General features: G+C 58.2%; 17 protein-coding genes. 6 read left to right on the top strand and 11 right to left on the bottom strand.

All coding sequences use genetic code 11. From position 1 onward, the window contains the following. Position 1: 1 nt before the first annotated feature. Positions 2–1,106 (bottom strand): peptide chain release factor 2 gene (gene prfB / locus EI185_RS06355; RefSeq protein ID WP_124704295.1). Its coding sequence is split into 2 segments (ribosomal slippage): positions 2–1,024 and positions 1,026–1,106, totalling 1,104 coding nucleotides; the frame shifts between segments, so codons are not numbered across the junction. Between the two features lie 100 nt (positions 1,107–1,206). Here prfB and EI185_RS06360 point away from each other — a divergent pair. From EI185_RS06360 to EI185_RS06370, 3 genes are read left to right on the top strand one after another with little or no spacing between them, the layout of a single operon-like run. Then, on the top strand, positions 1,207–1,476 hold the full coding sequence (locus EI185_RS06360) for a hypothetical protein (protein ID WP_124704296.1): 270 nt from the start codon (positions 1,207–1,209) through the stop codon (positions 1,474–1,476). 56 nt (positions 1,477–1,532) lie between these two features. Next, positions 1,533–2,264: a hypothetical protein gene (locus tag EI185_RS06365; RefSeq protein WP_124704297.1), complete on the top strand. Its 732-nt coding sequence runs from the start codon at positions 1,533–1,535 to the stop codon at positions 2,262–2,264. Positions 2,265–2,289: 25 nt separating this feature from the next. Further along, positions 2,290–2,685 carry a YqaA family protein gene (locus tag EI185_RS06370; RefSeq protein WP_124704298.1) on the top strand — a complete coding sequence of 132 codons (396 nt, stop codon included), beginning with the start codon at positions 2,290–2,292 and terminating at the stop codon, positions 2,683–2,685. Between the two features lie 165 nt (positions 2,686–2,850). Here EI185_RS06370 and EI185_RS06375 read toward each other — a convergent pair whose 3' ends face one another. Then, positions 2,851–3,111 carry a hypothetical protein gene (locus EI185_RS06375; protein WP_124704299.1) on the bottom strand — a complete coding sequence of 87 codons (261 nt, stop codon included), beginning with the start codon at positions 3,109–3,111 and terminating at the stop codon, positions 2,851–2,853. 87 nt (positions 3,112–3,198) lie between these two features. Further along, complete coding sequence (locus EI185_RS06380; RefSeq protein ID WP_124704300.1) at positions 3,199–4,122, bottom strand: histone deacetylase family protein; 924 nt, start codon at positions 4,120–4,122, stop codon at positions 3,199–3,201. A 92-nt stretch (positions 4,123–4,214) separates the two neighbouring features. Between EI185_RS06380 and EI185_RS06385 the strand changes: the two genes are divergently transcribed. Then, positions 4,215–6,893: a bifunctional acetate--CoA ligase family protein/GNAT family N-acetyltransferase gene (locus EI185_RS06385; protein WP_124704301.1), complete on the top strand. Its 2,679-nt coding sequence runs from the start codon at positions 4,215–4,217 to the stop codon at positions 6,891–6,893. Between the two features lie 85 nt (positions 6,894–6,978). Here EI185_RS06385 and EI185_RS06390 read toward each other — a convergent pair whose 3' ends face one another. Further along, entirely contained in the window at positions 6,979–7,767 is a 789-nt protein-coding gene (locus EI185_RS06390) for an extracellular solute-binding protein (RefSeq protein WP_223247708.1), read from the bottom strand. A 127-nt stretch (positions 7,768–7,894) separates the two neighbouring features. After that, the gene (locus EI185_RS06395) at positions 7,895–8,317 is read right to left on the bottom strand and encodes a nuclear transport factor 2 family protein (RefSeq protein ID WP_124704302.1); all 423 of its coding nucleotides are present in this window, start codon (positions 8,315–8,317) and stop codon (positions 7,895–7,897) included. A gap of 215 nt (positions 8,318–8,532) precedes the next feature. On the opposite strand from EI185_RS06395, the gene EI185_RS06400 reads away from it, so the two are divergent. Together EI185_RS06400 and EI185_RS06405 are read left to right on the top strand one after the other, a co-directional pair. Next, positions 8,533–9,054: a sigma-70 family RNA polymerase sigma factor gene (locus tag EI185_RS06400; protein ID WP_124704303.1), complete on the top strand. Its 522-nt coding sequence runs from the start codon at positions 8,533–8,535 to the stop codon at positions 9,052–9,054. Then, positions 9,051–9,851 (top strand): anti-sigma factor family protein, encoded by an 801-nt coding sequence (locus tag EI185_RS06405; RefSeq protein WP_124704304.1) that lies wholly within the window; start codon positions 9,051–9,053, stop codon positions 9,849–9,851. Before EI185_RS06400 ends, EI185_RS06405 begins: the two co-directional genes overlap by 4 nt. A gap of 62 nt (positions 9,852–9,913) precedes the next feature. Here EI185_RS06405 and EI185_RS06410 read toward each other — a convergent pair whose 3' ends face one another. From EI185_RS06410 to EI185_RS06435, 6 genes are all read right to left on the bottom strand, one after another. Further along, positions 9,914–11,611: a putative bifunctional diguanylate cyclase/phosphodiesterase gene (locus EI185_RS06410; RefSeq protein ID WP_124704305.1), complete on the bottom strand. Its 1,698-nt coding sequence runs from the start codon at positions 11,609–11,611 to the stop codon at positions 9,914–9,916. A 247-nt stretch (positions 11,612–11,858) separates the two neighbouring features. After that, on the bottom strand, positions 11,859–12,737 hold the full coding sequence (locus EI185_RS06415; RefSeq protein ID WP_124704306.1) for a transglutaminase-like domain-containing protein: 879 nt from the start codon (positions 12,735–12,737) through the stop codon (positions 11,859–11,861). A gap of 37 nt (positions 12,738–12,774) precedes the next feature. Then, the gene (locus EI185_RS06420; protein WP_124704307.1) at positions 12,775–13,995 is read right to left on the bottom strand and encodes a VOC family protein; all 1,221 of its coding nucleotides are present in this window, start codon (positions 13,993–13,995) and stop codon (positions 12,775–12,777) included. A gap of 14 nt (positions 13,996–14,009) precedes the next feature. Then, entirely contained in the window at positions 14,010–17,291 is a 3,282-nt protein-coding gene (locus EI185_RS06425; protein ID WP_124704308.1) for a transglutaminase family protein, read from the bottom strand. Position 17,292: 1 nt separating this feature from the next. Continuing rightward, positions 17,293–18,063 (bottom strand): proteasome-type protease, encoded by a 771-nt coding sequence (locus EI185_RS06430; RefSeq protein ID WP_124704309.1) that lies wholly within the window; start codon positions 18,061–18,063, stop codon positions 17,293–17,295. 30 nt (positions 18,064–18,093) lie between these two features. After that, the gene (locus EI185_RS06435; RefSeq protein WP_124704310.1) at positions 18,094–19,086 is read right to left on the bottom strand and encodes an alpha-E domain-containing protein; all 993 of its coding nucleotides are present in this window, start codon (positions 19,084–19,086) and stop codon (positions 18,094–18,096) included. Positions 19,087–19,088: the final 2 nt, after the last annotated feature.

Genomic DNA, 19,088 nt, shown 5'->3' on the forward strand with positions numbered 1-19,088 from the left:
GTTAAACGCCTTGTTTCAAACTGGCTTGAATGAACTCATCCAGATCGCCGTCCAGCACTTTCTGGGTATTGGAAATTTCCACGTTGGTACGCAAATCCTTGATGCGCGACTGGTCGAGCACGTAGGAGCGGATCTGGTGACCCCAGCCGACGTCGGATTTGCCGGCTTCGAGCTTGTCCTGCTCGGCCTGGCGTTTGCGCAGCTCGGCTTCGTACATGCGCGATTTCAGCATGGACATGGCCTCGGCGCGGTTCTTGTGCTGGGAGCGGTCGTTCTGGCACTGCACCACGATGCCGGTGGGGATGTGCGTGATGCGCACCGCAGAATCGGTCTTGTTGATGTGCTGGCCGCCTGCACCCGAGGCGCGGTAGGTGTCGACACGCAGATCGGCCGGGTTGATATCGACCTCGATGGAATCGTCCACCTCGGGGTAGACGAACACGCTGGCGAATGAGGTATGGCGGCCGCCGGATGAGTCGAACGGCGATTTGCGCACCAGCCGGTGCACGCCGGTTTCGCTGCGCAAAAAGCCGTAGGCGTATTCACCATCCACCTTGATGCTGGCCGATTTGATACCGGCCACGTCGCCGTCGGAGACTTCCATCACCTCGGTCTTGAAGCCTTTGCGCTCGCAGTAACGCAGATACTGGCGCAGCAGCATCGATGCCCAGTCGCACGCCTCGGTGCCGCCCGCGCCGGATTGAATGTCAATGAAGCAGTTGGCGGGGTCCATCGGGTTGGCGAACATGCGGCGAAATTCCATGGTTTCCACGGTTTGTTCCAGCTTTGCCGTATCGTCGCCTACCGCTTCCAGCGTGGCGTCATCGTTTTCCTCGCGCGCCATCTCGAACAGGTCGCGCGCATCGCGCAAACCCTGGTCCAGGCTTTGCAGCGTGAGCACCACATTTTCCAGCGATTTCTTCTCGCGGCCCAGTTCCTGGGCACGTTTCTGGTCGTTCCAGATGGCCGGGTCTTCAGCCAGCACGTTGACTTCCTCGAGGCGGCCTAACTTGGTATCGAAGTCAAAGATACCCCCGAAGTTCGGCGGTGCGGCGCACCAGGTCGGTCAGGGTGGCATCGATCTGATTGAGGCGTTCTGCTTCCATGATGTTTGTATAAGGTGCTGAAAAACGGCAAATTATATCATTCTTGTACTACTGCCTTCACGCGTAGAATAAGCGCCTCAATTGATGAAGGACTCGCACCATGAAAAAAACCGACCTGTACAAAAACCAGGGACTGAAAATCAACAGCCAGATGAAACAGGCCGGAATCCCCGGCCGTTTCGGCGGTGAAGCCGGGGCCATGCCGGATCGGCGCGAACAGCGCAAGCTGGATCAGGCGCAGGGGCTGGTGCCGTTTGCAGTGAAACTCAACAGTGAACTGGTGCAACAGATCCAGGCTCTGGCGCAAACGCGCCAGATGGGTTTGAACGAGATGGTGGCCGAATTGCTGAAAAAGGGTCTGGCGGGATAATTGATTTTGCCGGAATGAAATCGAGTGAGCGAACGGCAAGGCGTGCTATGTGTCGTATGAAAATTCATTTTTCCATCCTGCCTGCGGCGGCCATGCTGCTGGTAACAAATGTATTGGCGCAACCCGCGGCCGGAGGAGGCGAGCCGTCGCTGGCGTTCAAGCTCACCCCCGCTTTTTACCGTATCAGCGACGGCAATAATGCGGCTGACCTCAACCTGCGCGCCGATTATGGTGACAATGTTGGCTGGATTGGTTATTACCGCGACCGGCTTGGGTTTCAACAAGCTCGTGCCGGTTACGAGAGGCACGTTGACTTGGATGCAGCGCGTCTGGTTCTTTCCGTTCAGGTGGCCTCGCACGGATTTCTGGGCGGCTCGGCGAATGCGGAAATCGGCGGCGACACCTTTGCCATTGTCGGCTTTGGCCGTACCAATCTGCGCGATTACTACAATCTCAACTTCGATCCGAACGATGCCATCACGCTCGGTATCGGTACGCGCGCGATCAGTAATACAGTACTGTCGCTATTTATGGTCAAGGATGACCGGCTCGGCACTGGGCAACGCGTCACCCACTTGATAGCACGTCGCAGGTTTGCCGAAAAGCAGCGGTTTACAATTGATCTGTCCTACAAAAGCGGGAGGAACACGGCAGGCGACGACGTTGAGGGAAGCGGTATCGCCGTGACTTACGATTACGCGCCCTGGTTTGTGCGCGTGGCCTACGATCCTTACGTCAATTTCAGCGCCAATCGAATGACGCTATTTGCTCTCTGCAGACGCTTCTGAAAACTGCAATCCTGAATGTTTCGGAATGACTGAAACCGCCAGCCTGATTTCATTATTTGTCAGCAGCTTTCTCGCGGCCACGCTATTGCCGGGGGGCTCGGAGGCGGTGCTGTTCGCGCTGCTTAAAGCCTATCCGTCAACGATGTGGACGGCTCTTGGCATTGCCACCCTGGGCAACACGCTGGGCGGTATGGTGAGCTTCGGCATGGGCTGGCTGGTGCCGCAAACCAAACGACTCAAACACGTGGAGAAGGTGCGCCGTTACGGCACACCGGCATTGCTGCTTGCCTGGGCGCCCTTGATCGGCGATGCGTTATGCCTGGCTGCCGGCTGGTTACGCCTCAATCCGTGGCAGGCCGCGCTGTATATGGCGATGGGTAAATTCGCACGCTATTGGGTGATTGCTTACGCCGCCGGTTGATCCGGAAGGCAAAAGGCAAAAGGCAAAAGGCAAAAGGCAAAAGGCAAAAGGCAAAAGGCAAAAGGCAAAAGGCAAAAATCAAGCCTGGGGAGGGACTTAAATTGTGCCTTCTCGTTTTCCCGTGCTTTGCGTGGTTAACGTTTTTTTTCCAGGATCAAGCAGCCTTCAAAACAGTTTGCGTATCCTGTCGTAACCAAGGGCAATTTCATCCGCTAACTGCTTGGCAGCAGTCTTGACGTTCCTGGCGGTGTCTTCTGCGGAGTCGCCCACCAGGCTGGCCCTGGCACGCAGCTGCGTCAGTTTGCCTTCCATGCTTTCCCATTCTTCCATGGCTTCCAGCTTGGCCAGATGGGCCTGGACTATCAGTTCGTCACGTTGCTGGGCAAGACCATCCAGAACTTTTTGTATTTCCTCGCGCGTATCCATGTTGCTTCCTTATTGATTGCGATAGGGTATCGGGTTTCTACAATATAGCCCGGATTCCGGGATGATGGGTTTGAATTGGTGCCGGACTCATAGTCCTGCCAGTACCCGGATATGGGCGGCGGCACTGCGACCCAGTGCGGGCAGGGCATAACCGCCCTCAAGGGTGGAAACGATGCGGCCATGGGCGTATTTCTGCGCGATGGCTTTCACCTGTTGCGTCACCCATGTGTAATCTGCCTCGGTGAGATTCAGCATCGCCATGTCGTCCTCACGGTGGGCGTCAAAGCCGGCGGAAATGAACACCATTTCCGGCGCAAATTGTTCCAGCGCAGGCAGGCACCGTGCCATGAAGGCCGCGCGGAATCCGGCGCCATCCGTGCCTGCCGGCAGCGGCACGTTGATGATGTGTTCGTTGCCGGAACCCGCGCCGCTGTGCGGGTAGAACGGATGCTGGAAAGTGGAGCACAACATGACGCGCGGGTCGTCGTGGAAAATGTCCTCGGTGCCGTTGCCGTGGTGCACATCGAAGTCGACGATGGCCACGCGCTGCAAGCCGTGTTGCGCGAGGGCATGGGCGACGCCGACAGCAACGTTGTTGAAAATGCAGAAGCCCATGGCCTGGTCGCGAGTGGCGTGGTGGCCGGGCGGGCGTACCTTGCAGAAGGCGTTGTCCACCTCGCCCCGCATCACCATATCGGTAGCCATGACTGCCGCGCCCGCCGCACGCAGGGCCGCTTCCAGTGAATAGGGGTTCATCGCGGTGTCGGGGTCAAGCCTGGTCAGCCCGGCGGCAGGCGCACTGGCCTCTATCCGGTCCAGATGCGCCGCCGTGTGCACCCGCAACAACTGTTCCCGGGTGGCGCGCGGCGCATCGTAATAGCGCAGAAAATCATGCAGCCGGGCGGCGATGAGCTGATCCTGGATAGCAGTGAGCCGCTCCGGGCACTCCGGGTGGTACGGCCCCATGTCGTGTCTGGCGCAAGCGGGATGGGAGATGATGGCGGTGAACACAGGCTTGGTCTCGTTCGGTTGGTAGCAAGAATGATCATGTTGTAACCAATGGATGCTACATTGCAAATACTTTGTAACGATCGGGTCAAGTTATGGCGAGTCATTACCTCACCCCCCTGTTCAGCCCGCGTTCGGTCGCCGTGATCGGTGCCAGCACCAAGCTGGAGTCGATCGGCGGCATCGTGTTCCAGAACATGCTGCAAGCCGGTTTCCGCGGCAAAATCTACGCCGCCAACCCGAAATACACGGAAGTTCAGGGGCAGCCCTGCTATGCCAGCCTCGCCGATATCCCCGAGCAGGTCGACCTGGTGGTGATCGCCACGCCTGCCGCCAGCGTACCGGATCTGGTGGAAATCGCCGGACGTCGTGGCGTGCGCGCGGCGGTGGTGATGTCCGCCGGCTTCAGCGAGGGTGGCGCGCAAGGCAAGGCGCTTGAAGCGGCCATGCAGCAAAATGCACAGCGCCACGGGCTGCGGCTGATCGGGCCGAATTGCCTGGGCATCATGCGCCCCAGTATCGGGCTCGACGTGACCTTCAGCCGCGGCGGTGCCAACTCCGGCAATCTGGCGCTGGTCTCGCAGTCCGGGGCGATTTGTACTGCCATTCTCGACTGGGCCAAACCCAATGGCGTGGGCTTTTCCACCGTGGTTTCCGTGGGCATTTCCGCCGATCTGGATTTCGGCGAGATCCTCGACTATCTGGTGGCTGATCCCTTGACCGACAGCGTGCTGCTCTACATCGAGGGCATCCGTAACGCGCGCGGTTTCATGAGCGGTCTGCGCGCGGCCGCGCGCGTCAAGCCGGTAATCGTGGTGAAATCCGGGCGTCACCAGAGCGGCTCGCGCGCCGCGCAGTCCCATAGCGGAGCGCTGGTTGGCGCCGACGACGTGTTCGATGCCGCGCTGGCTCGCGCCGGTGTAGTACGGGTGGATACCATCGTGCAGCTGTTCGCCGCGGCCAAGGCGCTGGCCGGACACCTGCGCAGCCAGGGCAACCGTCTGGCCATCGTCACCAACGGCGGCGGACCGGGCGTGATGGCAGCGGACCGGGTGGCGGAGCGCGGCGTCCGGCTGGCTGAACTGGCGCCGGAAACCATGACCCGGCTGGATGCGGTGCTTCCCGCCACCTGGTCTCACGGCAATCCGGTGGATGTGATCGGCGACGCCGATGCCGGGCGCTATCGCGCGGCGATGCGCGCCTGTCTGGAAGACCCCGGTGTGGACGGCGTATTCGTGATTCTCACCCCGCAGGCCATGACGCATCCTTTGGAAGTGGCCGAGGCCGTGATCGAGGCAGCAGCGTCCACCAGAAAGCCGGTGCTGGCCTGCTGGATGGGCGAAACGCAGATCGCCGAAGGACGGCGGGCCTTGACTGCGGCGGGTATTCCCAATTTCCGCACGCCGGAGCCGGGGGTGGACGTGTTCGCCTGCATCTCTGCCCATTACGCGAACCAGAAGCTGCTGTTGCAAACCTCCGGACCGCTTTCCCACCACCTTGAGCCGGACGTGGAAGGTGCACGCTTGCTGATCGAGAACGCCTTGTCCGAGCGCCGCCGCGTATTGAGCGAGATGGAGTCCAAGGCGCTGCTGGCGGCTTTCCACATTCCGGTGGCGCAGGCGCTGCTGGCGCGCTCGCCCAACGAGGCCCTGCAGATTGCCGAGCAACTGGGCTTTCCCATCGCGATGAAAATCCTTTCCCCCGATATCACCCACAAGACCGATGCCGGGGGTGTGCGGCTCAATCTGAACAACGCCAGCGCCTTGCGCTCGGCCTACCATGAGCTGATCGCCACGGTGGAAGCAGCCCGGCCGGGTGCGCGCATCGAGGGCGTGCTGATCGAGCCCATGGTGATCAAACCCAATGGCCGCGAGTTGCTGGTGGGCGTGATCCGCGATCCTGTATTCGGCCCGGTGATCACTTTCGGCGCCGGCGGCACCGCAGTGGAAGTGCTGGCCGACCGCGCGGTGCAGCTGCCGCCCCTCAATGCTTACCTAGCCCGCAACATGATCGCTTCCACCCGCGTCGCGCGCCTGCTCGGCGCGTTCCGGCACCTGCCGCCAGTCAATATGGAAGCGCTGGAGAGCGTGCTGTTGCGGGTGTCGGAGATGGTGTGCGAGCTGCCCTGGCTGGAGGAGATGGACATCAATCCGCTGATCCTGGACGAGCACGGTGCGCTGGCTGCCGATGCGCGCATCGTGATCGGGCCGCGGCCGCCGGTGGCGGATCCTTACGCGCATATGGCGATCTGCCCCTACCCGACGCAGCTGGTCAGCCACTGGCAACTGCCGGACGGTACCAATCTGACTATCCGCCCGATTCGCCCGGAAGACGCGGAAATGGAGCAGGCATTCGTGCGCGGCCTGTCCCATGAAACCAAATATTTCCGCTTCATGGACACCCTGCAGGAGCTCTCCCCCAGCGCGCTGGCACGTTTCACCCAGATCGACTACGACCGCGAGATGGCACTGCTCGTCTCCAGCGCGGAAAACGGCCGCGAAGTGGAATTGGCCATTGCCCGCTACATCACCAATCCGGACGGCGAATCCTGCGAATTTGCGCTGGTCGTGGCCGACGCCTGGCAACATCGGGGAATCGGACGCAAGCTGCTGCACAGCCTGTTCGACGTGGCCCGGCAGAAAGGTTTGAAACGCGTGGAAGGCGAGGTGCTGTACAGCAATGAGAAGATGCTGGAGATGATGCGCTCGCTCGGTTTTCAGGTCAGCCAGAACCCGGACGATGCGCAGGTGAAACAGGTGGTGAAATACCTTTAGGCTCTCCTATAAAATCCCTATTGGAAAAGCATGTTCCCGGCCCGGCCTATTCGCAAGGCCGGCACCTCGCAGTTGCCGGGATGGTTTACTTGCGGCCGGTTTCCCAACCCCATTTGGCGAATATTTTTGCGCCTGCAGGGGATTCCAGGAAGCTGGCAAAAGCCTTGGCTGAAGGTTTGTTTTCAGCGCGCTTGGTGATGGCGATACCGGTATCGCGATAGATGGCGTAGTCGCGCTCAACCGGCACGATGTCGGCCAATTTCGGGTTGGAAACCTGCCAGATATTCCAGATCAGCCAGACGTCGATGTCCTTGTCGTCTATCCAGGTCTGTCTGGCTTCGGCGCTGTTTTTGGAATAGGCGACGATATTGCGGCGTAGCGCGCGGACGGTGTTGATATCGCCCTTGCGCCCGGCCATGTCTTCCCAGACACCATTCTGTCCTGCACCATTCACCACCAGCACTTTCACGCCAGGCTTGAGAATGTCTTTCACGTCCTTGATGTGTTTGGGGTTGCCGGGCCGCACCAGGATGGACAACGGACGCAGGTACAAAGGCGTGACTTGCTGATGGGAAAGCTGGCCGTCCAGGGCATAGACAAAATCGGTCATCATCGTCTCCGAGCCGCTGAAAATCAGGTCGGCGTCGGTCTTCGCCTTGTCCAGCCATTTAGGTGTGGGGCCGGCGCTGACTTCGACTTTTACGCCCGAGGTTTTTTCAAAAGCAGCGGCGGCTTCCTTCATGGCCGGGGCGGGGCCACCTGGACCGTAAACGTATAGCGTTTCCTGTGCCAGAGCCGACTGGGATAGCGCAACCGCAGCGGAAAAAACGAGTGCATGAAAACTGTTGAAGAGCATGGATTTGAATGAGAGCATTTGAGATTCCTTAAATCCGGGAAGCCGGGGAGAAGTCTATTTGGACAAGGCGTCCGGCACTAAGTGACTATGGCTGTGGGAATAAAAACTGGCGGGGCTGCTTGCGTTAGAGCGGCAGCTTGCCTGATCAGTAAGCCACCAGTTTCGGATCGATTTGCCAGATTTCGTCGACGATCTTGCCGTCGCGGTAGGTCAGCACATAGCGCACCTTGATCGCGCTCTGTCCCTGGAACACGACATTGGCAGTGACGGTAGCGCCTTTCGGATTCGCGGACTCTTCCACCTTGTCGGCGCTGACTTTGAGGTTCGGGTTGCCTTTGGTGAATTTTCCCCAGACTTCGCGTACCTTGTCGGCACCGACATAGGTGCCGTCCAGCGGGCCGCCGACCCATTCCAGTACGGGCTGCGCCCCGTATTGCTGCATGATGGCAGACACATCGCCGGCAGCAATGGCGTTGAAGTGGGCCTTGGCGTCGTCTGCGGGCGCGGCCAGTGCGGACGAGGCAATGGCGAGACTGACGGCAGATGCGGACAGGATTTTTTTCAGCATGATGGGTGCTCCTTCTGTTGGGTGGGTCGACATGAGTGCTACCCTGACGTATACAGTCGCACGCTGCGTTTTATTCGCCTGTTCCAATATTGTTTTGAAATTCCGGAAACAGGAAAATTTCCGTTTATGGATGGAATAAACTGCCTTAACCGGCCGTATATGTAGAATAAATCAGCTGCTGTTGCGAACTATTTTTTGAAGTAGCGTTTGAGCCTATGCCGTTATTCAAACATCCGATCATCGACCATATCCCCAGCCTGCGCCGCTACGCCCGTGCGCTGACCGGAGGCCGTCCGGACGACGCCGATGACCTGGTACAGGACACGCTGGAACGCGCCTATGCCAAGTGGCACTTGTGGCGAATCGGCTCGGATCTGCGCCCCTGGCTGTTTTCCATCATGCATAACCTGTTCGTGAGCCAGGTGACGCAGCTTAAAAACCGCACATCGCATGTCACGCTCGACGATATGCCGGAGATCGCCACGCGCGCCACCCAGTCGGAGCGGCTGGAAGGGCTGGACATTGCGGCTGCCGTGACCCGGCTCTCTCCTGAATTGCGCGAAGTATTGTTGCTGGTGGCACTCGAAGATTTCAGCTATGCCCAGACCGCCAAGGCACTCGATATCCCGATTGGCACAGTGATGTCGCGTCTGGCGCGTGCGCGGCAACGGCTAATGGAATTCATGGATGGCTCAATATCTTATGAGCACAAAGTTGGATTAAAGGTAGTGAAATGAAGGCACATGTACAGCCTGTTACGCTGGATGATCTGATGGCTTATGTCGATGGGCAGCTGGATGCTCAGCGGTGCCCGCAAGTCGAGGCACTCATCGCATCCGATCCGCTTGTCGCTGAACGTGTCGCCGGGATGCGCGCGCAGCGTCAGGCGTTGCATGCCCATTACGACCCGGTATTGACCGAGCCCATACCGGTACGACTCCTCGCCCAGCCCCAGACCGGTTCCGCGTGGACCAGGGGAGCGAGCATTGCCGCATCGGCATTGATCGGACTGGCGCTAGGCAGTGCCGGTACCTGGCAATACCTGGGCCACGCTTCAGGTGGCTCAACAAATATGGCATTAAACGGAAGTCAGATGGATTTGCCGCGCTTTGTGCATCAGGCGGCGGTGGCCCATATTGCCTTTGTGCCGGATGTGCGCCGCCCGGTTGAAATCTATTCGGCCCAGGAACAGCAACTGGTGACCTGGTTGTCCAAGCGGCTGGGACGCCAACTCAAGGTCCCCGATCTGGCCAGCACTGGATTCAAGCTGGTAGGGGGTCGCCTGCTACCCGGCGAAGTCAATAAGCCGGCGGCGCAATTCATGTATGAAAACCCGGCGGGTCAGCGTATTACCTTGTATCTGCGCAACATGGCGCAACCCACGCCGGAAACCGCGTTCCGTTTTGCCGAGCAGGACGGCATCGCCACGTTTTATTGGGTTGATCTGGATTGGGGCTATGCGTTGTCAGGAGATTTGCCGCGCACCACTTTATTGAAAGTGGCTAACTCGGTGTATCAACAACTGGGTGGTTGAACATGGCTCATTGTCTGTTTACCTGCGCGGATCAGTTTTTTTGGGTACCAGAAAATGTCCGTCTACTTGAATTGCCTGTTTAGTAAGGCCTCGAAATCTTCGGCTGGCACCGGTATGGAAAACAGGTAGCCCTGGCCGTAGTCGCAACCCGCGGCTGCCAAAAGCTCGCGTTGCTCCGGGGTTTCCACACCTTCTGCAATCACCTTCAAGCCAAGTTTGTGCGCCATGGCGATCATGGCCTCGCACAGCACCATGCCATCGGAATCTGGAGCAAGATTGCGCACGAAGGATTGGTCAATCTTGATGTTGTCGATGTTGAACTTTTTGAGGTAACAGAGCGACGAGTAACCGGTGCCGAAATCGTCAAGGGAGACTTCCATGCCAGCTTCGTGGAATGCGCGCAATTTTTCAGTGACGCCGATACTGGCATCCAGCAATAGCCCCTCGGTAATTTCCACCACGATGCTTTGTCCCGGCAAGCCGAGAGTCTGCAAGTAATCTGGCCAATTGCGGGCATTGGCCATGTTGTGAATCTGTACTGGCGAAACATTGATGCTGATCTGGAATGCAGCATGGTGGGATAGACGCCAGCGTGCGGCCTGACGCGCTGCATCGCGGAATACCCAGTCGCCGATTTCGAGGATCATTTGGGTTTCCTCGGCTATTGGAATAAATTCCATGGGATGGATGAGGCCGCGCGTGGGATGCTGCCAGCGGATCAATGCTTCCGCCTTATGGGTGGTGCCGGTGGCCAGATCCACGATAGGCTGGTAAAACAGCCGGAACGAGTCGTTCAGAGCGCTCAATGCAGAGCGCAAATCGTTGGCCAGCCGCATCCGGGTCTGCACTGCTTCCTGCATGAACGGAGCATAGTAGCTGCAACGGTTGCGACCCTGATGCTTGGCCGCATACATGGCTTGATCGGCGTTCTTGAGTAGTTCGTCAAAGCTGGTAGCGTCTTGTGGATAGAACGTGATGCCGATGCTGGTCGACAGGTAGACCACTTGATCGCCCAGATGAAACGGTTCGGAAAGTTTTTGCAGGATGGTCAGGGCAATCCGCTCCACGCAATCAACATCGTTCAGTTCGCCCAGAATGACCGTGAACTCGTCTCCACCCAGGCGGGCCACGGTATCCGCTTCACGCACGCAGCTGATCAAACGCTGCGCCGCCGCCTTGAGCAAAAGGTCACCCACGTCGTGTCCAAGAGAGTCGTTTACTTCTTTGAAACGATCCAGATCGAGGACCATCAACGCCAGCGGCAGATTGGCGCGATATGCTTTTTTGATATCCTGCTCCAGACGATCCTGGAACATATGGCGATTGGCGAGCCCGGTCAGGGAATCGAAGTTGGCTTGCTGCCAGATCAATTCTGCGGTTTTTTTCTTTTCGGTGATGTCGCGTGCCACACCGATGAACATGTCGCCGGCATCCAGATTGACTTTGTTCAGGCTGATTTCAATCCATCTAGGGACAGTGCTTGCAGGTTGGATGAAACATTCAAAACGAACCGGCTGCCCCGTCAGCGCCACTCTAAAATGGCGTGAAAATAGCTGCCGGTTTTCTTCATTGCCAATGAAATCGGTGATCGGCCGACGGCGCCCATGCTCGGTCAGGCTTTCCTCGGATACGCCAAGCCAGGATTGGAGTAGGGGGTTGGCGACATGAAACTTCATCTCATCACACAGCACGAAAATGCCATCGTTCGCACTGTCGATGTAGGCTCGCAATAAGCTGCGGTAAAATTCGCTATCAGTCATCAGATGAAGTGGCGAATAGGATTAACGTCATTGCCTGTATTTTGGATCATTATGCAGATTCTATGCGATTTATGGATGCGTCTGCACTTTCGAATCAAACCGGAAAGCTGAAAATATGGCGGCAAGTTTCCATGAGTGACAGGAGGCCTCGATGCGGGAACATCATCACAGAATACTGCTGCCGGTTCTGATCGAGTTCAGTTAAGGCTGTCCAAAACGCCTGGTCAGGCATTTCGTTCGTTGGGAATCATTGCGTATGGATAGGCTCTGTGCTGGACAGGACGTCCGTGCAATGCCGTGGCAGTGTATAGCCATTGGCGGGGTCGTCTATCGCCGCAATGTTGATCACTGGCGCAATTGATTTGACCGAGCCGAACACCGTAGCGAAAGAAGCATCGGCTGCGTCCCGCCCGGTACCGAGCCTGACCAGACCCATCGGTGGTGAAATGCCGCTGGGATCAAAGGAATACCAGCGCTTACTGAGAAAAACTTCGACGAAGGCATGAAAATCGGTCGGCCCTAATTTTGGGTCTGCGCCATAATCGATTCCCGTGACGAAGCGTGCAGGGATATTCATCGCCCGGCACAACGCTATCATCAGATGGGCGAAGTCACGGCATATCCCCGCCTGCTCGATAAGGGTATCGGTTGCCGAGGTGTTGCTGTTCGAGCTTCCTGACAAAAATGACGTGCGCCGGCGCACCCAATCCTGTATCGCCTGCACCCGCGGATAGCCGGGTTGGAAATGCGCGAATTCCCAGGTTGCCAGCTTCCCCAGCCGGTCAGACTGGCAGTAGCGACTCGGGTAAATATACGGCAGTACCTCCGACGGCAGTTGCGAAATTGGTACTTCCGCAAGGTTTTCGGGCGACTCGAAATAATGGGCGATATCAACGGTCGCCTCGTAGCGTACGGTCAACGGGCCAGGGGCGGTTTGCAGTCGCATATAACGCGTGCCATAGGTCAGATCGGTATAGATCACCGGTGTTACAGGCTGGCTGAGATAAAGCTGCTCGTTGGCTACTGATTGATGGGCCGTTTGCGCAGCATGAATGTTAAAGATGAAATCGCTCGTGGATCCGGCGATTTCGTAGCCAAGTTCTATGTCGAATTTTAACCTGATCATGGCGACCCCGCATTATTATGAGGATGTATCTCCTGTATCAACTCGCCTCCCGCACGCCTTCTTCCAGCCCCGCCGCAAACGTTAATAACGCGACATTGTCGCGTGCGAAGAAGCCTTGAAAGTCGCCAAAACGTTGTACGTATTCGATAATCAGTGCGGAAAAATCCGACGCGGAAGAGAAGATTTGCTTGAGACCTTCCTCGCGTGAGCCGACGGTGTCGAGCAGAAAGCCTTTGCCCTGGGCAGTGATTGCTTCCACGACAAAATCAATATGCTCCTTGCCGTCATGCTGGCCATCTTTTACCGCAAGCGCCATGTGGTGCAGGCGTGGGCCATAGTTGCGCACGAAAGTTTCGGTGGGGCTGGGCAGTTTATCCAGGTGGTTGACGCAGTAGGGGTGATTGTTGGCGGTGAACACCTTGGCCGGGCTTGCGGATTCGGGTGCGCCGCGCACGTTTTTGGTGACGTTGGTGGAGGAGTTCTGATCCCCGATATCGTAGCTGCCCCAGTAGTAGTAGCTTGACAGCGCCAGGTATTCAAGCAAAGCGGCCTCGCGGTTCTGACTGTACACGCGGGTGGCAAGATGGTCGATAGGCAGAATGAGGTCTTTGATGCCGATCCGTTCCTGCATCTCCTTGCCGCGTTCGTAGGCCGCCTGCGCGCTGCCAAGGATGACGCATTCACCATGCTGATAGACGCGGATACCGTCCGCAGCTCGCTCCATATAGCCCACCATGTTCTGGGTATAGGGTGAGGGCTTGGACAGGCTCACATTGAGCGGCAAATCCAGTTCGGCGAGCTGGCCGATGGGAAAGAAGCGAAACTCACGCTCCTGTTGCTGTGCAACGACTTCGTGACGGTTGGACGTGAGCAGGATTTCGCCCAGATAACGGCTGTGCGGGCGCCGTGCACCCACCGGGTACAAGTCATTCAGGCTGCGGAAAATATCGCTGTAGCCCGGATCTTTTACCTCGCGCAACAGGATGTCTGGCGCATTCATATCGATGCGCAACACGTGTGTGAGATGTTTTGGGCTGTCCAGCGTGACCAGATAATGATAGGGCGTCATCAGCGCCAGCTCGGCGATGTATTCAAGCGCATTGCCCGGTTCTACGGTCATCATCAGCGCTTCGATGCCGCCGATCATTTCGGTCAGGCCACTGCGGTCGCGCGCTTCCAATAGACGTGGGAGGTATGCTTCAAAGAACGCGGAGTTTTGCTTGTCGCCAAAGCGCGGGCGGTGGCTTGAGTTGAGCATATCTGTTCCTGCGGCTACCTGGGTTGCCAGCGCAAATCCAGGGTCATGGGAAAGCGCGGATTGAGTGCTTCGGGTTTGATTACCATTGCCCCGGTGCTGTGGCCGTGATCCCAGAAACGCGCTCGGCGGCGCGCCTCAGCCTCATTGGCATTGACCGGAAAAGTGTCGTAGTTGCGCCCGCCGGGGTGGCTGACATGGTAGGTGCAACCGCCGATGGCACGGCCATTCCAGCTGTCCACCACATCGAATACCAAGGGCGCATGAATACCAATGGCGGGGTGCAATGCAGACGGCGGTGCCCACGCCTTGAAGCGTACTGCAGCAACGAATTCACCGGGCACGCCAGTCGGATGCAGCGGTAGCGGACGGCCATTGCACGCTACCTGATGGCGGCTGTCGGTCATGCCGCTCACCTTGACCTGCATCCGTTCTGCCGATGAGTCCACATAGCGTGCCATGCCGCCCGCGGCCATTTCTTCGCCCAGCACATGCCACGGCTCGATGGCCTGGCGCAGCTCCAGCTGTATACCCTCATAGGCCACGCTGCCGTAGCGTGGAAAGCGGAACTCGATGAACGGCGCAAACCAGGCGTCTTCGAATGCATAACCTGCTGCGCGCAGGTCGCGGCTGATGTCGCGCATGTCCTGCTCGATGAAATACGGCAGCATGAAGCGGTCATGCAGCGCAGTATCCCAGTACACCAGCTTGCCTTGATAAGGTGTTTTCCAGAACCGGGCTACAAGCGCCCGCAGCAATAGCGATTGCACCAGACTCATACGGTAATGGGGCGGCATCTCAAACGCGCGTAATTCCACCAGCCCCAGCCGCCCGGTAACAGAATCCGGCGCGTAAAGCTTGTCGATGCAGAATTCCGCGCGGTGCGTGTTGCCGGTCAGGTCAATCAATAAATTGCGCAACAGCCTGTCCACCAGCCAGGGCTGGTCGCTTTCTTTACCGGGAGTGAGCCTGGCATCCATTTGCTGGAACGCGATTTCCAGTTCGTACAGGTTGTCATCACGCGCTTCGTCCACTCGTGGCGCCTGGCTGGTGGGGCCGATGAACTGTCCGGAAAACAGGTAGGACATGGCCGGATGTTGCTGCCAGTAAGTAATCAGGCTTTTCAGCAGGTCCGGCCGACGCAGAAATGGGCTGTCTGCCGCTGTAGCGCCTCCCAGCGTGACGTGGTTGCCGCCGCCGGTACCGGTGTGGCGACCATCAAGCATGAATTTTTCGCTGCCCAGCCGGGTCTGGCGTGCATCCTCATACAGTGTCTGGGTACGTTCCATCAGCGTTGGCCAATCGGCAGCGGGGTGGATGTTGACCTCGATGACGCCCGGGTCGGGTGTGACTGACAGCGACAACAAACGCGGGTCGCGCGGAGGCGCGTAACCTTCCAGGCGAATGGGCTGGTTAAGTGCTTCAGCGCAGTGTTCCAACGCAGCGACCAAGGCTAGCCAGGATTCAATCGTGGTGGTGGGCGGCATGAAAACGTGCAACAGACCGTCGCGTACTTGCAGCGCCAGCGCCGTGTGGATGACTTCGCGCGCATTCGGGGATTCGTCGATGGCTGTGGCGGCGGTTGTCTTGGGAGCGGGTGGAGATTCCGGCAGCGGGACGTGCTCGGAAAATGGGTCGGGAGCCAACTCGACTTCAAAATCTTCTGGCGCCAGCCACGGCAGGCTATCTAGCGGCAGCCGGTAACCCAGCGCGGAATCGCCTGCCACCAGATACAGTCGATCCTGACGTAACGGCCAGCGGCTGGAACGCCATTGCGGCGCTACGGCGGTACCGGCTTTAAGCGGCAGCACGTAGCCGACAACCTCTGCCAGTCCGGCGCGTAGCTGTTTAGCGAGACGGTTACGCGCATCGGGTTGGGTGAGGTCAGCCGTGTGTGGGTCGAGGTTGGCAGGCAAGCGGCTTTCCATGTCCAGCGCCTGCCACGGGTCTTCATACGCCGGGATAATATAGCCTGGGTTGAGCCCAAGCCGCTGGGCAAGGTGGGTGGCGAAGTTTTTGAGTGCATCGAGGCTGATAGTTTTGCTGGCCTCGGCGACAAGTGCCGGCTTGTGCCAGAGTGGGGTGCCATCCGTGCGCCAATAGACCGTCAGAGCCCAGCGTGGCAGCGGTTCGCCCGGATACCATTTGCCTTGGCCGAAGTGCAGCACGCTGCCGGGAGCAAAGCGTGTTTGCAGGCGGCGCATCAGGGCGTTGGCAAGTGTCCATTTTTCTTCGCCCAGCGCGGCGATGTTCCATTCCGCGCCGTCCATGTTGTCGATCGAGACAAAGGTTGGCTCGCCCCCCTGGGTGAGGCGCACATCGCCTTTTTTCAATTCGGCGTCAATCTGCAGCCCGAGCGCGTTTGCCGCCTGCCACTGTGCGTCGGTGTAGGGTTTGGTCACGCGCGGGTCTTCGTGGATACGGGTGACCGTCATGCTCACGTCGAGCTGCGATTCGCAGATGCCGGTGAGGCCGTTGATGGGCGCTGCGGAGGCAGGTTGTGCGGTGGCGGCCAGTGGTATATGGCCTTCTCCGGCGAGCAGGCCCGAGGTGGCGTCCAGTCCGACCCAGCCGGCGCCAGGGATATAGGCTTCGCACCAGGCGTGCAGGTCGGTGAAATCGGCGCTGGGTCCGGCCGGGCCGTCGAGCGGTTTTTCATCGGCGGCAAGCTGAATCAGATAACCCGATACAAAGCGTGCGGCAATGCCCAGATGGCGTAACACTTGTACCAGCAGCCAGGCGCTGTCGCGACATGAGCCGGAACCTTTGGAGAGTGTTTCCTCGCAGGTTTGTACGCCTGCCTCCATGCGGATGAGATAGGAAACGCTGCGCTGTATGCGTTGATTCGCGTGGACCAGAAAATTGGTAATGCCCATCTCGGCAGGCAGGGCACGACGGAGTTCGTCTAGCCATTGCGCCAGAGCTGGGCCCGCAGCGTCAGTCTGCAGAAACGGCGTCAGTTCTGATTTAAGCTCGGCCGGGTACTGAAACGGGTAATGCTCTGCCCATGGCTCGACAAAAAAATCGAACGGATTGATTACCGTCATGTCCGCCACCAGGTCCACCGTCACTTCGAGTTCGCGTGTTGGCTCAGGGAAGGTGAGGCGGGCAACGAAATTACCGTAGGCGTCTTGCTGCCAGTGAATAAAGTGTTTGGCTGGCTGCACCTTAAGCGAATATGCCGAAATGGGAGTACGGTTATGCGCAGCAGGTTTAAGCCGGATTTCATGAGGAAACACCATGACCGGGCGATCGAAGCGGTAATGGCTGTGATGATGCAGAGCAACGCGTATGGTCATATCAGGGAGGCGGTAGGGAGAAGCTGTCGCGGGTGTCTGGCGCGATTTCCCAATCGGGGTCGGGGAGCGAAGCGAATACGCCGCGCAGGCCTTCGCTCCAGCGCTGGCTGATCTGGGAAAAATAGCTGTCGCTATCGGTGATGTGATGTACGCGATCCAGATTAAAGCTGTTGCGCGCATAGCATGCCAGGTCAATCGGCAGTCCTACCGAGATATTGCTGCGCATGGTCGAGTCAAACGATACCAGTACGCACTTGATGGCATCCATCAGGGGCGTTTCGGCATGAATGACGCGATCAATGATGGGTTTGCCGTATTTGGTTTCGCCGATCTGGAAGTAAGGGGTTTCGTCGGTGGCCTCGATAAAATTGCCCTCGTCGTACATCAGGAACAAGCGTGGCGGTTCGCCTCTTACTTGACCACCGATGATGAAATTGGCACCAGCCGCAACATTCCCTTCGAGCAGGAAGGGACCATCGCGTTCGCGTACCTCTCGCAGGCAGTCTCCCAGTAGCATGGCTACGTCAAACATGGATTGGGCATTCCACAAATTCTGCAATTCATTTCGCCGCCCCCGTTGCTCGAGCAAATTGATCGCGCTCTGGGTGATGGACAAATTACCCGAGCTGAGGATGACGATGACGCAGTCGCCGTTGTTGACGAAACTGCGCATTTTCTTGAATCTGGCGATTTGATCCACCCCCGCGTTGGTGCGGGAATCCGAAGCAAAAACCAGCCCGGCGTTGAGCTTGAGTGCGACACAGTAAGTCATGAAGGAAGCGGTGCTGTCATGGGGTATCTTTTACTGTACTTGAGCCATCTGGCGTATGGGAAACGGCGCAACTGATTCGTCGCGGCGCGCCAGATATGCGCTGCGAATTTCCTTCGCGAGGACATCGATCCGCCCGAGAAAGTCGGTCAGATACTCATGCAATCCTTCGGCGAAGATATTTTCAATGAGATTGAAATGCAGGGATGCATGTAGTTCGCCCGCGCAGCGGCGAGCTTCGCGTCCGGTCGAGCCGTTGATGATTTCCAGAGTGGAATCCACTTCGTTCAGGCAGGCGTGCAGCGAACGCGGCATGTCGGCGCGCAGTACCAATAGCTCGGCAACGCGTTGCGGTGAAATCACATCGCGGTATATTTTACGATATGCCTCAAGTGCACTGACCGAACGCAACAGCGCACCCCACTGGTAATAATCTGCTGCGCCGCCGACATCCTGCACGCTGGGCAGCAGAATGTGGTACTTGACGTCGAGAATGCGCGCGGTATTGTCCGCTCGCTCCAGAAAGGTGCCGAGGCGGATGAAGTTGAGAGCATCGTCTTTGAGAATGGTCCCCAGAGTCACCCCGCGAAACAGGTGTGAGCGTTCTTTCACCCAGTCGAAAAATGGTGTCAGACGATTGCCACTGAGGGTAGGTGACATGCGGTTGAGTTCCAGCCAGGTGGCGTTAATGATTTCCCACATTTCTCCGGTGATTGCACCGCGAACAGCGCGTGCGTTTTCCCGGGCCAGCATCAGACTGGTGTAGATGCTGGCCGGGTTGTCCGGATCCAGTGCGATAAAGCGTGTTACCGAAACCGATTCTGCCAATCCGCCATATTTGGCAGTATAGTCGGCGGCACAGCCAGAAATGTTGAGGGGGGCATACCACAAGTTGGCTTCTGCGCCAGCGGAATCGTCCGGGAGCAACGAGGTGCTATGCGTGACATCCAGTACGCGAGCGGTATTTTCGGCACGCTCGATGTAGCGCGCCATCCAGAACAGGTGATCTGCGGTTCGTGACAACATGG

Source organism: Sulfuriferula multivorans (assembly GCF_003851125.1).
Classification (GTDB): domain Bacteria; phylum Pseudomonadota; class Gammaproteobacteria; order Burkholderiales; family Sulfuriferulaceae; genus Sulfuriferula; species Sulfuriferula multivorans.

What these genes read in the sequence shown, in the direction of transcription:
- EI185_RS06360 (WP_124704296.1), top strand. Translation starts at nt 1,207, where the DNA reads ATGAAAAAAACCGACCTGTACAAAAACCAGGGACTGAAAATCAACAGC.
- EI185_RS06365 (WP_124704297.1), top strand. Translation starts at nt 1,533, where the DNA reads ATGAAAATTCATTTTTCCATCCTGCCTGCGGCGGCCATGCTGCTGGTA.
- EI185_RS06370 (WP_124704298.1), top strand. Translation starts at nt 2,290, where the DNA reads ATGACTGAAACCGCCAGCCTGATTTCATTATTTGTCAGCAGCTTTCTC.
- EI185_RS06375 (WP_124704299.1), bottom strand. Translation starts at nt 3,111, where the DNA reads ATGGATACGCGCGAGGAAATACAAAAAGTTCTGGATGGTCTTGCCCAG.
- EI185_RS06385 (WP_124704301.1), top strand. Translation starts at nt 4,215, where the DNA reads ATGGCGAGTCATTACCTCACCCCCCTGTTCAGCCCGCGTTCGGTCGCC.
- EI185_RS06390 (WP_223247708.1), bottom strand. Translation starts at nt 7,767, where the DNA reads ATGCTCTCATTCAAATCCATGCTCTTCAACAGTTTTCATGCACTCGTT.
- EI185_RS06395 (WP_124704302.1), bottom strand. Translation starts at nt 8,317, where the DNA reads ATGCTGAAAAAAATCCTGTCCGCATCTGCCGTCAGTCTCGCCATTGCC.
- EI185_RS06400 (WP_124704303.1), top strand. Translation starts at nt 8,533, where the DNA reads ATGCCGTTATTCAAACATCCGATCATCGACCATATCCCCAGCCTGCGC.
- EI185_RS06405 (WP_124704304.1), top strand. Translation starts at nt 9,051, where the DNA reads ATGAAGGCACATGTACAGCCTGTTACGCTGGATGATCTGATGGCTTAT.
- EI185_RS06410 (WP_124704305.1), bottom strand. Translation starts at nt 11,611, where the DNA reads ATGACTGATAGCGAATTTTACCGCAGCTTATTGCGAGCCTACATCGAC.
- EI185_RS06415 (WP_124704306.1), bottom strand. Translation starts at nt 12,737, where the DNA reads ATGATCAGGTTAAAATTCGACATAGAACTTGGCTACGAAATCGCCGGA.
- EI185_RS06420 (WP_124704307.1), bottom strand. Translation starts at nt 13,995, where the DNA reads ATGCTCAACTCAAGCCACCGCCCGCGCTTTGGCGACAAGCAAAACTCC.
- EI185_RS06425 (WP_124704308.1), bottom strand. Translation starts at nt 17,291, where the DNA reads ATGACCATACGCGTTGCTCTGCATCATCACAGCCATTACCGCTTCGAT.
- EI185_RS06430 (WP_124704309.1), bottom strand. Translation starts at nt 18,063, where the DNA reads ATGACTTACTGTGTCGCACTCAAGCTCAACGCCGGGCTGGTTTTTGCT.
- EI185_RS06435 (WP_124704310.1), bottom strand. Translation starts at nt 19,086, where the DNA reads ATGTTGTCACGAACCGCAGATCACCTGTTCTGGATGGCGCGCTACATC.